Below are 12,098 nucleotides of genomic sequence, written 5' to 3' on the forward strand. Positions count from 1 at the left end.
GCCCAAGACCGTCCCACGCATGCCGCACCCCCGCTACACTCCCCACCGCCAAGCCGTTGACCAGCAGAAATACAGAAGTCCGGCTGGAGTATTAGTACTCCAGCCGTAGATCGTGATCTCGCCAACAGGGGCCGCGGCGTCCCCGAGTTGCTGTCAGTACCAAAGGGTGAGCCCGACCGCGCCAACTCCGGTGCGGGCTGCGTAACGCAGCACCCGAAGCGGGCCGTCGATCAGATCGTCGGTGTCGCAGTTAGGGTCGTCAGCCATCTCGTCCAGCCATAGCCTGATCCGGGCGGCCACGTGTGCCCGACGCGGCGGGTGAAGGACGAGCGCCTGCTCGGCTGCGGGAAGCGCGGCCCGTACCTGGGCGACATCGAACAGGAACTGCCCGCAGCAGCCTGGGAGTCGGAGCATCGTGTCGAGGCCGAGCCCCCACATGAGCGCCGCAGCGCCGTCACCTCTGGGTACGGCGGCGCAGAACAGGCCTTCGCTCTCTTGCTGGGGGACCGCGTTAAGTAGATAGTCCTGGAACTCGTCCGCCTCGGTCTCATCGTTCCGGACTCTCTCGACGGCCTCGGCGAAACGCACGATTTCGTCGGTGCGCGACGGCCGCTCGGGCGTCTCGTCGAACAACCCTGCGGGCTCGAACCGCTCGCGCCACTGGCTCATGTCGGCGGACGACTCCGGCCACGCGCCGTGGGCGCCTGCCGCGTCGGGGAATCGGCGACGCGCCTCCTCAAGGGCATCGTCCGCCACGACGCCGACCACCCAAGTCCCCATCACGCTCATCCGTGCTCCTTCCCGTCCACGTCGCTCAAGACCGACGAGGGAAAAGCTAGTGCCATGACCGGGAAGGTCACTGTTGGAGGGCCCGGCGCCGGTAGTGGCTGCTGCACGCACGGGCCTGATGTCGCCGGCGCCAGCGTGACCAGCGGAGCCTATGCGCGAGGTCGTGGACTGGGCTGCTCAGCACGGTGAAACAGGTGCTGGATCTCGTTGCCGGTCAACGGGATCAGCCCGTCCGGGGCAGAGTGGGCGCGGCGTTCGGTGGCTGCGTCCACGATCGAGCACGTCGGCGCCCGCTGGTACTTGTGCGGCGCGTCGTCCGCGATCGCTGTCACCGGCATCTGTTCGGCCCGGTGAGCCGGCGGATCTCCGCCCAGTCCTCCCTTTTCAGCCATCGCCGACAGCGATCGAGGGCGGTGGCTCCGCTCCGCGTACACGGAAGTCACCTGGTCATCAGGTCTGAGCAGCTAGGTTTCTGTCTCTTTGGTCAGCGTCGGTTCCAGATGAGGATGCTCGAGAGGTGGAGTGCGGCCGGGTAGGCGATCGCGAGCCGTAGGCCGTCGGGACGGTGAAGCACCCAAAACATCGACACTTCCGGGTGTCGAGAATGCGGCACTGGCTTCGTCCCAGGGGTACCAGTAGCAGAACGGACTGCGCGACGAAGAAGGAGCGCCCTGTGACGATTCAGCGGATGGACAACGTAGGCGTCGTCGTCGACGACCTGGAGGCGGCCATCGCCTTCTTCACCGAGCTCGGCATGGAGCTGGAAGGCGAAGCGCAGATCGAGGGAATCTGGGCAGACCAGACGGTCGGCCTCGACGGGGTCCGCAGCGCCATCGCGATGATGCGCACCCCGGACGGCCACGGCAAGCTGGAGCTGACGAAGTTCTACACCCCTGCGGCGATCACTGCCGGACCGGTCAACCCGCCACCCAACACTCTGGGCTTGCACCGTGTCATGTTCGCCGTCGACGACATCGATGACACGATCGCCCGCCTGCGCCGCCATGGCGCCGAACTCCTCGGCGAGGTGGCGCAGTACGAGAACATCTACCGACTCTGCAACCTCCGCGGCCCTTCGGGAATCATCGTCGCCCTGGCCGAACGGATCGGCTAGGTTTTGTTCGGCTCCGATCTTCGCCGCGGCCTCGACCTTGATCAGCTCCTGCGGCATCTGCTCGGCAACACTGCGGACGAGTTCGAGTCCTTCAGCCGAGCGCAGTGACTCCAGCAGGCGAAGTGGTTCGGACTGGGACAGGGCCAATGGGCATCCCCTCCCTCGGTGAACTGGGCGTCTCTCAGGGAGAGTTGGGGAAGTCCGGTCAGCCGGGGGGTGAGCCATCACAGAGTGATAAATGGGGTTCTCTGCCGGCAGTGCACCGGGGGGGCCGTGGCGGGATCTGCCGACGCGTTTCGGCAGGTGGAAGACCGTGTACGAGCGGCGTGCGCCGCGAGGCACTTTGCTGTATCCCCGACACACTCGGGAGGAACTTGGAGGATTGTTCCTGGGGCGCCTGACTTACGTGGAGGTGAAAGCCGAAGGGGACAGCAGCATGTCAGGGAAGCGGTGACCGGCCGAAGGTGCCAAGGCCGGGGTGTCGCATTGCAGTCCCCGCCGCCGCGACGCTGCTGCCGATCGTTGATGTTCGCCAGAGCAAGCCCTGAGGCCTGGCAGGCGTCGAGATCCGCTGAAGATCCCCTGAACGCGGCGCCACAGCAGCACCATGTGACCATGCGGGTATGACACCTGGTCGGATCATCTTCCTCAACGGCACATCCAGCTCAGGGAAGTCGAGCGTCGCGCGGGAGCTTCTGGGCATCCTGGACGACGGCGTCTTCTTCCACCTGGCGGTCGACGCCTTCAACTCGATGCGCAGCAAGCGGGAGCTTGAAGCGGAGGAGCTCGACGCCGCGCTGCGGCGCACCCGGATGGGCTTCCACCGTTCGATCGCGGCCATGGCCGAGGCTGGCAACGACATCGTCGTCGACCATGTGCTGAGCGAGCCTTGGCGACTGCTCGACTGTCTGACAGTGCTGCGACCCGAGGACGTCTTTTTCGTCGGCATCCACTGCGCGCTGGACGAACTAGCACGCCGCGAACAGGCCCGGGGCGACCGCCCGCAGGGCCTTGCTGCGCACCAGTACGACCTGGTCCACCGTCACGGCGATTACGACCTGGAGTGCGACACCAGCACGGCCAGCCCACGCGAATGCGCCCAGCAGATCAAGGAGTTCCTCCCGCACCGCCCCAGCCCCACCGCCTTCACTCGCCTCCAACGGCGCTACCTGACCGGAGGCAAGCAGCCCGCGACGGCGCCCCAGATGCACTCGATGAGCAGACTTTGAATGGATGCCGACTCAGGCCCCGCTCCCAGAGGCCGACCTCTCCTCGCGCGGCAGGAGCTTGACAAACCTGATTCCACATAACGAGGCGCTGGATGGTGGAGTGCAAGCTTGGCTGGCTGCTGCGTTCGCGCCGCCTCGTTCGTGACTACGAGACGCTGCCCGCCGTCCACGAGCAGATGGTGCTGTGGTCGATGACCCGGCTCATGAGCCGCAGGCTGGCCCGTCGGCGAGCGCGACCCGGCACGGGGCCTGCTCCGTTGCCCAGCCGTGTCACGGGCACCCCCACGGGCGCGTCCGCCACCGACTCGGGTTCCGGCTCCGGCGCGCAAGAGTCCCCGGCCGGGACCGGGTCGGACACGTCGACATCCCAGATTCGCGGTACGGACGCGTTGCCGGGAGATCGGCCCATTCCGGCCAGTCTCATTCCGCCTCGGTGAGCTGGGCCAGCACCCGGTCCGCCTCCTCACGCACCCCACGCGCTCCCGAGCGGTTAGCTCCCGCTCCGCCAGCAGACCCACGAGGCCTTCATATTCGCCAGGATCGTGCAAGTCCAAGGGAGCATCGTTCTAACGTTTTCGCAGGTCATCTTGGTCGAATGAATCGACTGTTCTCGGCACGGCGGAGGAGCATCCGTGATCGCCAGCTTCGGCCTCGATACCACCTTGATCGACAGGCCCGGAATGGATGACCAACTGGTTGACCTGCTGAACCGGCCCGGACGGGAGCAGCCATCTCAAGCGATTACAACATGTAACCGCTGGATACACTGAGTGATTGATCGCAGTTCCCCGGACTCTGCTGTTCGGGGGCTTGTACGGCCCGCAGCCGTGTGGGCGTTCATCGAAAGGCTCGAACCCATGACTCGTCGTCTTGAAGGAACCGTCGCCCTGGTTACCGGAGCGTCCAGCGGTATCGGACACGCCACCGCGCTTGAGCTGGCCCGCGAGGGCGCCTCCGTGGCCCTGGTCGGCCGCCGCGAGGACCGGCTCACCGACCTCGCCGCGGAAATCACCGGCGCCGGCGGTCAGGCCCTGGCCGTGCCCGCCGACATCACCGACGCCCAGGCCGCCGCGCAAGCCGTCGAGCAGACCGTGGAGGGCTTGGGCCGCCTGGACATCCTGGTCAACAACGCCGGTCTCATGCTGCTCGGTCCCGCCCCCGCCGCGGACCTGAACGACTGGCGGCGCATGATCGACATCAACCTCATGGGGCTGATGTACACCACCCACGCGGCCGTCCCCCACCTGGTCAAGGCAGCCGTCGAAGCGCCGCGTCAGGTCGCCGACATCGTCAACATTGGTTCACTCGCCGGCCGCGGCGCCTTTGCCATGTCCGCCGTGTACTGCGCCACCAAGTTCGGCGTCGGAGCCTTCAGCGAGGCTCTGCGCCAGGAACTCACGCGCCAGCACGTCCGCGTCTCCGTCATCGAGCCCGGCAGCGTCGACACCGAACTCCGCGGCCACAACCCGGCCGTCATCCAGCAGCAGATCACCGCCGCCCTCGGCGACATCGAACGGCTGCAGAGCCACGACATCGCCGACACCGTCGGCTACATCGTCACCCGCCCCCGGCACGTGGCCGTCGCCGAACTGCTCGTACGCCCCACTCAGCAGGCCTGAACGCCAACACCTGGGGCCAACAAGCAAGACAAGCGATGGATTCATGATGGCTGCCGCCCACACCTCTCTGACTCCCGCCGACGTCACCGTCATGGTCTGCCTGCTACTGACAGCGGCCGTCATCATCGCTGGCTCCGGTCTGCAACTAGTGCAGGGAGCCCGCGGAGGCGATGCGACCGCGGACCACATACACCGCTTCATGGCAGGCGTCTACATCGGCTGGGCTCCCCTCTTCGCCTGGGCTGCGCTGACGATCCGCACGCAGGGGGTACTCGTCTACTTCCTTGCAGTCCCGATCTTCCTCGGGTTCGCCGGGCGGATGCTCTCCATCGCCCTGAAGGGCCTGCCCATCCGGCCGAAAGAATTCCTCTCCTTCGCCGCCCTGGAATTCATCCTCGGATGCGTCATCGTCCTGGCGCACTGGCTAGGGTGATCCTTACTCCCGGCACGATCCCCTGCACTGAGTTTCCAGGGAAGCCGTGAAGCCCATAGTTGTTCGTTGGCGGCATGGCAGAAGACCTGCACGCCCGGCCGCGGGGGGTGTTTCTTAATGACCTGACGTTCGTTTCACTGGGCTTGCGATTCGCATGAGCGGAACGAATTCCTGGACCTCTCCCCGGCATCAATGTTTCAATCGGTCCATGCTGCTGGACGAACTGCGCGCACTGCTCGCCCGTCACGCCCGAGACGACACAACGACTGCTATCGAGAACCTGCTGATCGGCCGGGAGGTGGCCGGTTCGCTGTTGCCGCCGGCGAACGGAACGCGCATGTCGTTGATCGCCCAGGGCGCCAAACGTCTCGCGTACGGCGAGCATGTGCACAACTTTCAGGCAGGGCAATACCTGGTCACATCCATCGCCATGCCGCTCAAGTGCCACTCCATCGAGGCCACCCCGGAGCGGCCGGCGCTGGGTCTGTGCCTGCTTCTGCAGTCCTCAGAGGTTGCCGAGGTGATGCTGCAGGCCACCCCGGGCACCCTTCCGCACGGCGATGACACCACGCCACCCCCCGTTGCCTTTAGCAACGCCTCCGACGAACTCCTCGACGCCACCGTGCGCCTGGTGCGCCTGCTCGACCAACCACGCGACACGGACGTGCTCGCCCCCTTGTTCAAGCGCGAGATCCTCTGGCGTCTGATCACCAGCGAGCACGGTGCGACGGTTCGCCAGATCGGTCTCACCGACAGCAAGCTCTCCCCTATCGCCAGAGCCGTGCAGTGGATTCGAGACAACTACAGAGAGCCGTTCCGTGTGGAAGACCTGGCGGCGTTGACCGGGATGAGTGCGTCTGCCTTCTACCGGAACTTTCAGGCCGTTACCCGAACAACGCCTATCCAGTACCAGAAGAAGATCAGACTCCACGAGGCTCGGCTTCTTCTTGCGGCGAATCCGAAAGATATCACGCACATCGGATACGCCGTGGGATATGACAGCCCATCCCAGTTCAGCCGAGACTATCGCCGCCACTTCGGAGCGCCACCCAGCCAGGATGCCATTCAATTCACGGCAGGCACCGCCAACGAAAAGGGCTGACCAGCTCGCGCACTCGTCGGTCGGATCATCGGCGGGCGCGTCGGTCCCGACCCCATCCGCTGGCGGACGTCCGGCTGGACCTACCGGGTTCTCGGCCTCCCCTGTCGGACAGACCCTGCCCCCGTGTCGCCGCGGACGGACGCCCCACGCCGCCACTACCGCCGAGATACCGCGGCGCCCGACCCGGATCTCCTTCCGGCGCGCTCAGCGCCTGGTCCGCCGCAGCGGTGGTGTGTGGAGCGCACACCGAGCTGGTCGTTCCGTCCTGTGCCGTCCCGTTCTCCTTCGCCGCGCCGGCCGGTGCGCGACTGCGAGACCCTGCCCGCCGTCCACGACGAGATGGTGCTGTCGTCGATGACCCGGCTCATGCGCCGCAGGCTGGCCCGTCGGAGAGCGTGGAACGGCACGGGGACGGCTCGAGAGCCCAGCCCAGGCCGGTCAACCGCTTCATCGTCGACCGCACACCCTCCACCGGCTGGGCACAGCTCCAAGCCCAGCACGGCGGCGATCTCCTGGCACGTCGTCACCCCGTCCCGGTCCGAACGGCGTTCCGCCAGCACGGCCAAGATCCACTGGTAGTCCAGCGCGAGGACGGCCGACGACAGCCCGGGCCGCCACACTGCACTATCGAGCCCGCACGCGCGGCACGCGGCGCGGTCACCTGCGCAGGCACCTCGTGGCCGGGCTCCGGCTCCGGCCCGCTGGGCTGCCCGACCGGGACCGGATCAACCCCGCTCGCCTCCAGGGATCGGGGCGCGGACAGGACCTCGCCTACACGCTGCCGGGCGATCAGCCACCCCTGCCAGTCCGTTTCAGCCTTGGCGAGCTCGGCCAGCACCCGATCCGCCTTGTCCCGCAGTACCTGCACGCGCTCCCGCGCGGCCAACTCCCGCTCCTCCAGAAGTCACCGCTCCCGACGGCACCTGGCACCTCCACCGACGAGACAACCTGACGGTCCGAGCCTGCCTCGTCGCAACCGACATCATGCCTGAACTGGGGAAACATACCTATCAAGTTCGGTACGGCAACAGCTTCTCAGCCCAGAGAACGGGGCTGTCCAAGACGGCTCCGACGCGTGATCACACCAGACACACCGCGATCATCCAACCCGTGCCGACAGCCCTTAGCGCCGACTACGCAAAAGCGATCCGAGCGCCAAGCCGGTCCCCAGGCCGATCAGGGCGCCGACCGATGTCCGCCATGCGGACGCCCCTCCTGTGGCAGGCACGTCAGGCGGGCCGGGGGCGACGGCCGTGCGAGTCGGCGGTCCGGCGGCGATAGCGCGAGCGTGCTCCTCGCCCACGATGGCCAGGAAGCGACGACCGATGCGGCTACCGGACGAACTGGCGGTCCATGAAGTCTGGGCCCTGCTCCAGTAGTACCGCCCAGCCTCTCCGGTGAACATCCCCGCCAGCATGTCCCGCAGGAGAGACTCGCGGATCGTCCCGATCTCGTAGCCCATCCACGCGTAGTTCATCATGAGGTCGGCATAGACATGCCGCTTCCGATCATGGGGATCGGCGATGTCCGTGGCGCCCCAGACAGGCTGGTAAAGCGCCATGTCGTCAAGTTCCAGGCGGACCAGCTCAAGGTAGTAGCTGCGAATCCCCTGGACCTGCTCCGCCCTGGCCTGCCGGTTCTGAACAATCAGCGAACCAGCAACACCTGCCAACGCGAGCGCCGAGACGATCGCCGACGTGAAGCCGTACGCCGCGCCGATCTGACTCAGCCTGTTCCAGTCCACCCCCTTGGAGCCGGAGATGTCCTGCAGCACGAACGGCGACAACAACAGCGCCGCCAGCACAGCCGCCGCAGCGGCGACCAGCCCCAGAACTCTGCCCACCCGGCGAGCCACTGATACTGCAGCCGCGGACCGATGACGAGCTATCAGGTAAATCACCCCCAGGCGAGCCTGCCCCAGTGACTAGGCCGAACCACGGGGCAGCCTACGTGCTCGGGGCATCGCCCGCCTGCGCAAGCTCACGTCGTCGACCAAGTGAGTGGCTGACAACAGGGGACAGTCGCCACACCGGCTCGGAGATCGTTTACGGGGCGGCCTTTAACTCGGTGGTGTCTGTGATCGTTTCTGGTTGGTGTGAGGCAGCCCCTGGCCGGGTGTTGTTGGCCGGCGGGGGGCTGATTCGTGTGGTTTGGGTGGGTGGGTTAGTGGCTGCGGGCGGTGATGTCGCCGTAGTTGGTGTTGGCGTGGATGTTGAGGGGGGCTGTGGGGCCGTCGGTGTTGGTGAGGGTGTTGTGGATGCGGCCGTAGCTGGTGTGGGCGTCGAGGGTGGCGGAGGTGGTGCGTGCGGCGCCGATGGTGATGTGGCCGTGTTCGGTGCGCAGGGTGACGGTGCCGGTTTGGGCTTCGGTGATGTTCAGGTCGCCTTTTTGGGTGGTGATGTGTGCGGGGCCGCCGAGGCGGCCGACGGTGATGTCGCCGGCCTGGAGGGTGAGGTGGGCGTTGTGGGTTTCGTCGAGCTTGACGGTGCCGTGGGCGCTTTCGTAGGTGACGTCGCCGAGGCGTCCGACGCCGCGCAGTTCGGCGCTGGCTGTCTTGGCTTCGAGGCGGGAGCCGGTGGGGAGTTGGACGGTGACTTCGAGGAATCCGGAGGCGCCGAGGAGGCGGTTCTTGGCGGTGGGGGTCTCGATGCGCAGGATGCCGTCGGTGTAGGAGACCTGGGTCTGTTCGGCGGTCTTGGCGTCGCGGTTCCTGGAGGGGTCGGCGGGCAGGACCTCGACGGTGGTGTCGGGGCGGTCGGCGGCGATGAAGCGGATGTTCCCGGCGGGGACGTCGAGGATGACCAGGATCGGGGCGGGGGTGTCGAACGTGTGGGTGGCGTTCTGCTTCTTCTGCATGGTGTGCTCCTCCGGCTCACTGTTTCCGATGATGGAAACGCTACGTTGCATTCACTGATCAAGCAACAGACCTGTTGCGCCAAACCGCCATCACTGCAGGTGAAAAGCGAGAAATCGTTGCAACGGCTTGAGGGTTAACGCAACACCCTGTCGTTTCGGTCGTTGCAATGGCTTGGAGGTGAACGCTATGCTGGTCACGGCAGGGGTCGTTTGAGCATGGATGGAGAGTGTTGTGATGCCGGGAGGCAGACTCACCCAGCAGGAACGTCAGCAGATCGCGCTCGGGCTGGCCGACGGCCTCGCCTATGCCCAGATCGCCAGGGGTCTTGAGCGTCCGACCTCCACGGTCACGCGTGAGGTGATGCGCAACGGCGGCCCCACCGCCTACCGCGCCGAGATCGCTCACCGCGCCACCGCGCACCGTGCGCACCGGCGCCGGCAGGCCACGCCCAGGGGCCTGCCGGGGCCCGGGCAGGCGTTCGGGCGGGACGCCGAGGCGGTACGCGCCTATGAGGAGTCGTTCACCACGCTGCTCATGCAGTCGGGTCTGCCCAAGATGATGTCCCGGGTACTGACCTGCCTCTACACCACCGATGAGGGCAGCCTGACCGCGTCCGAACTCGTCCAGCGCCTCCAGGTCAGCCCGGCGTCCGTCTCCAAGGCGGTCGCGTTCCTCGAGAGTCAGGACCTCATCCGCCGCGAGCGGGACGAACGCCGCCGCGAGCGCTACGTCGTCGACGACGACGTCTGGTACCAGTCGATGACCGCGAGCGCCCGTTCCGCCGCCCAGCTCGCCGAAACCGCACGCCAGGGCGTCGGTGTCCTCGGCTCCGGCACCCCGGCCGCGGTCCGTCTGGAGAACATCGCCCGCTTCGTCGACTTCGTCTCCGAGAGCATCGCCCGCGCCGCGGAGCAGGCCCGCGAAGTCCTCCACACGAAACCCGCCACGGCCTCAGACAGCAACGCTTGAGCCGGCGTTCCAACCACGCCGGAGACAGCCCGCCTTGATGGCCGCAGCCAGTGGTGCCAGCGCCGCGCCCCGTTCTGCCTGTGCCGGTCCCGTCGTGCGCCCGCCGGGCAGCCTCGTCGCAGCTTTGTGGTTGACCGGGGGCGGCAAGGGTTCAGGTTCGGCTGGAAGAGAGCGGTCAGCTCACGCCGCGGGGAGGGTGGGGGTTGGCGGGATCGGTTCTGTGGGCGGTTATGTGAACGCTCGGGCCGAAACGGGGAGGAAAGGGCGCCTGGGGCGTGCGTCACCCCGCCGGTGTGCCGGCATCAGGACACGCGGGGCTGCGCAGGGCGCAGTCAGAAGCCGGCCTGTGTCTGTCCTGGTCCGTGCCTGGTCAGGTGCCGTTTTCGCCGGTTTCATGGTCGGGGCGGTGTCTGCGGCCGCGGGCCGGGATGTCCAGGCGTGTGGTGGGGGCCGGCGGGCGTCCGCAGTCGCGCGCTCGTGCCGTCTGTCATCGGGGGAGTCTGCCCCTGCGGCGTCGTGCGTCCGTTTACGTCCCCCGGCCCGCCGGGAGCGAGTGTGGCCGGGTGGGGTGACGGTGCTCACGGGGGGAGTGCGGTGTCCTGTCCGCTGATGACCTGACCGGGGGTGGGGCGGATGGGGTGTGCCCGAAAAGGGGCCGGCCGTTGCGGGCCGGCCCCGGTGGGGCGGGTTGGGCGGTGGTCTCGCGATCGCCGTGCAGGGTCGGCGTCATCGGGTGCTGGCGCTGCCGCCCGGGCGTGTCACAGGGTCGCGGTGGTTCCTTGTCCGGAGGCGCTGCCTGTGAGCCATTGGTCCCAGGTGAGGTTGTAGTCGGCGTAGCCGTTGTCGGGTTCGGCCTTGGCGCGGGTGGAGCCGGTGATGGTGACGGGGTCGCCTTGTTTGACCTGGCTGTAGAACCATTTGGCGTCGGGCATGGACAGGTGGACACAGCCGTGGGAGCCGCGGGCGCTGCCGCTGCCCGGGGTGGGGTCGCCGGTCGAGTAGTGCACGTAGGTGCCGGACTCGGTCAGGTGGATGTCCCAGGGCAGGGTGAGGTCGTAGTAGTTGGGGCTGGACTTGTCACAGCTGATGCCGACACTGCAGGAGGTCATGTGGACCTTCTCCTCCTTGTCGATGACGGCCATCGTGCCGTTCCACGTCGGGTACTGGGGGCTGCCCGCGTTGATCGACAGGGTCCGCACCGGCTGGCCGTCGCGGCTCACCTTCATGGTGTGACCGGTCACCGACACATCCGCACGCACATCGTCACCGATGGTGAAGGCATGCGTGTAACTGCGCACACCGTAGCGTCCGTTGCCGTTGCCGACACCCTTGATGTCGACGTCGACCTTCACCTTCGTATGGGAGGGCCAGTACGCCTGCGGCCGCCAGTCGGCACGCTTGCCGTCGCCGAACCAGTGCCAGGCACCCACGACCGGCTGCGAGGCACTCACCTTCATGTGCTTCTCCACCGCGGCCCGTGCCTTCACCGCCACCGGATTCGTGAAGAGGACCGAGACCGGCATGGCCACCCCGACCGTGGCTCCCGGCTGCGGGGCGATCGTGTCCAGCAGCATCGGCGGCCCCGCGGGCTTCGACGGCGCCGCAGAGGCGCTCGCACCCGGCTTGCCCGGCGCCTTCGCATCGTCCGCGCTCGCCTTGGTGCCGCCGCCCCCGCCGCAGGCACTCGCGCCCACCAGCATCGCGCCCGTGACGAGTGCGATCCCTATGCCGCCCTTACGCCGTCCCACGACCTGCCCCGCTCTCTAGATCCTTTCGGCCCTGACGGGCCCGTGCCCTGTCGGACAGCCAGGACACGGCCCGCAGTTGCACCCGGTCACGTAAAACATGTCCCAAAACTCGGTACGCACCACCGGGCCGGGCCGGGCGCCGTGGGTCTGTACGCTCACCGGTGTAATTGATGATCATGGAAGAGACATCAAGTGACTGACACCGTGACCGAGTCCGTGACCGTCGATGACCAGGCGG

At 67.1% G+C, this 12,098-nt stretch carries 11 protein-coding genes and 2 pseudogenes; 8 read left to right on the forward strand and 5 right to left on the reverse strand.

Features of this window, described 5'->3' with window-relative positions; translation table 11 throughout:
* Positions 1-153: 153 nt before the first annotated feature.
* Together AB0L75_RS43100 and AB0L75_RS43105 are read right to left on the reverse strand one after the other, a co-directional pair.
* Positions 154-789 carry a hypothetical protein gene (locus tag AB0L75_RS43100; RefSeq protein ID WP_365191763.1) on the reverse strand — a complete coding sequence of 212 codons (636 nt, stop codon included), beginning with the start codon at positions 787-789 and terminating at the stop codon, positions 154-156.
* Between the two features lie 67 nt (positions 790-856).
* Positions 857-1,034, reverse strand: a pseudogene (locus AB0L75_RS43105) (IS701 family transposase); the annotation flags it as partial.
* 428 nt (positions 1,035-1,462) lie between these two features.
* Here AB0L75_RS43105 and AB0L75_RS43110 point away from each other — a divergent pair.
* The 7 genes and pseudogenes from AB0L75_RS43110 (at position 1,463) to AB0L75_RS43140 (ending at position 6,286) form a co-directional block, all read left to right on the forward strand.
* A complete protein-coding gene (locus AB0L75_RS43110; RefSeq protein WP_365191764.1) occupies positions 1,463-1,903 on the forward strand; it encodes a VOC family protein in 441 nt (146 codons plus the stop codon).
* Between the two features lie 222 nt (positions 1,904-2,125).
* Positions 2,126-2,234, forward strand: a pseudogene (locus AB0L75_RS43115) (transposase); the annotation flags it as partial.
* Positions 2,235-2,526: 292 nt separating this feature from the next.
* Positions 2,527-3,132: an AAA family ATPase gene (locus AB0L75_RS43120; RefSeq protein ID WP_365191765.1), complete on the forward strand. Its 606-nt coding sequence runs from the start codon at positions 2,527-2,529 to the stop codon at positions 3,130-3,132.
* Positions 3,133-3,764: 632 nt separating this feature from the next.
* Positions 3,765-3,902 carry a hypothetical protein gene (locus AB0L75_RS43125; RefSeq protein WP_365191766.1) on the forward strand — a complete coding sequence of 46 codons (138 nt, stop codon included), beginning with the start codon at positions 3,765-3,767 and terminating at the stop codon, positions 3,900-3,902.
* Between the two features lie 87 nt (positions 3,903-3,989).
* Positions 3,990-4,751 (forward strand): SDR family NAD(P)-dependent oxidoreductase, encoded by a 762-nt coding sequence (locus AB0L75_RS43130; protein ID WP_365191767.1) that lies wholly within the window; start codon positions 3,990-3,992, stop codon positions 4,749-4,751.
* 91 nt (positions 4,752-4,842) lie between these two features.
* Complete coding sequence (locus tag AB0L75_RS43135) at positions 4,843-5,184, forward strand: DUF4345 family protein (protein ID WP_365191772.1); 342 nt, start codon at positions 4,843-4,845, stop codon at positions 5,182-5,184.
* Between the two features lie 208 nt (positions 5,185-5,392).
* Positions 5,393-6,286: an AraC family transcriptional regulator gene (locus tag AB0L75_RS43140; protein WP_365191768.1), complete on the forward strand. Its 894-nt coding sequence runs from the start codon at positions 5,393-5,395 to the stop codon at positions 6,284-6,286.
* A 1,123-nt stretch (positions 6,287-7,409) separates the two neighbouring features.
* On the opposite strand, the gene AB0L75_RS43145 is transcribed toward AB0L75_RS43140, so the two are convergent.
* Together AB0L75_RS43145 and AB0L75_RS43150 are read right to left on the reverse strand one after the other, a co-directional pair.
* Complete coding sequence (locus AB0L75_RS43145) at positions 7,410-8,129, reverse strand: DUF6082 family protein (RefSeq protein WP_365191769.1); 720 nt, start codon at positions 8,127-8,129, stop codon at positions 7,410-7,412.
* 320 nt (positions 8,130-8,449) lie between these two features.
* On the reverse strand, positions 8,450-9,142 hold the full coding sequence (locus AB0L75_RS43150) for a DUF4097 family beta strand repeat-containing protein (RefSeq protein ID WP_365191770.1): 693 nt from the start codon (positions 9,140-9,142) through the stop codon (positions 8,450-8,452).
* 235 nt (positions 9,143-9,377) lie between these two features.
* On the opposite strand from AB0L75_RS43150, the gene AB0L75_RS43155 reads away from it, so the two are divergent.
* Positions 9,378-10,112 carry a helix-turn-helix domain-containing protein gene (locus tag AB0L75_RS43155; RefSeq protein ID WP_365191771.1) on the forward strand — a complete coding sequence of 245 codons (735 nt, stop codon included), beginning with the start codon at positions 9,378-9,380 and terminating at the stop codon, positions 10,110-10,112.
* A 758-nt stretch (positions 10,113-10,870) separates the two neighbouring features.
* Here AB0L75_RS43155 and AB0L75_RS43160 read toward each other — a convergent pair.
* The gene (locus AB0L75_RS43160) at positions 10,871-11,812 is read right to left on the reverse strand and encodes a L,D-transpeptidase (RefSeq protein ID WP_365191773.1); all 942 of its coding nucleotides are present in this window, start codon (positions 11,810-11,812) and stop codon (positions 10,871-10,873) included.
* Positions 11,813-12,098: the final 286 nt, after the last annotated feature.

It is taken from the genome of Streptomyces sp. NPDC052101 (assembly GCF_040680235.1).
Classification (GTDB): domain Bacteria; phylum Actinomycetota; class Actinomycetes; order Streptomycetales; family Streptomycetaceae; genus Streptomyces.

Bases quoted from the DNA above. Each gene is read 5' to 3' on its own strand.
- AB0L75_RS43155 (WP_365191771.1), top strand. From the start codon at position 9,378: ATGCCGGGAGGCAGACTCACCCAGCAGGAACGTCAGCAGATCGCGCTC.
- AB0L75_RS43130 (WP_365191767.1), top strand. From the start codon at position 3,990: ATGACTCGTCGTCTTGAAGGAACCGTCGCCCTGGTTACCGGAGCGTCC.
- AB0L75_RS43140 (WP_365191768.1), top strand. From the start codon at position 5,393: ATGCTGCTGGACGAACTGCGCGCACTGCTCGCCCGTCACGCCCGAGAC.
- AB0L75_RS43135 (WP_365191772.1), top strand. From the start codon at position 4,843: ATGGTCTGCCTGCTACTGACAGCGGCCGTCATCATCGCTGGCTCCGGT.
- AB0L75_RS43100 (WP_365191763.1), bottom strand. From the start codon at position 789: ATGAGCGTGATGGGGACTTGGGTGGTCGGCGTCGTGGCGGACGATGCC.
- AB0L75_RS43160 (WP_365191773.1), bottom strand. From the start codon at position 11,812: ATGCTGGTGGGCGCGAGTGCCTGCGGCGGGGGCGGCGGCACCAAGGCG.
- AB0L75_RS43120 (WP_365191765.1), top strand. From the start codon at position 2,527: ATGACACCTGGTCGGATCATCTTCCTCAACGGCACATCCAGCTCAGGG.
- AB0L75_RS43150 (WP_365191770.1), bottom strand. From the start codon at position 9,142: ATGCAGAAGAAGCAGAACGCCACCCACACGTTCGACACCCCCGCCCCG.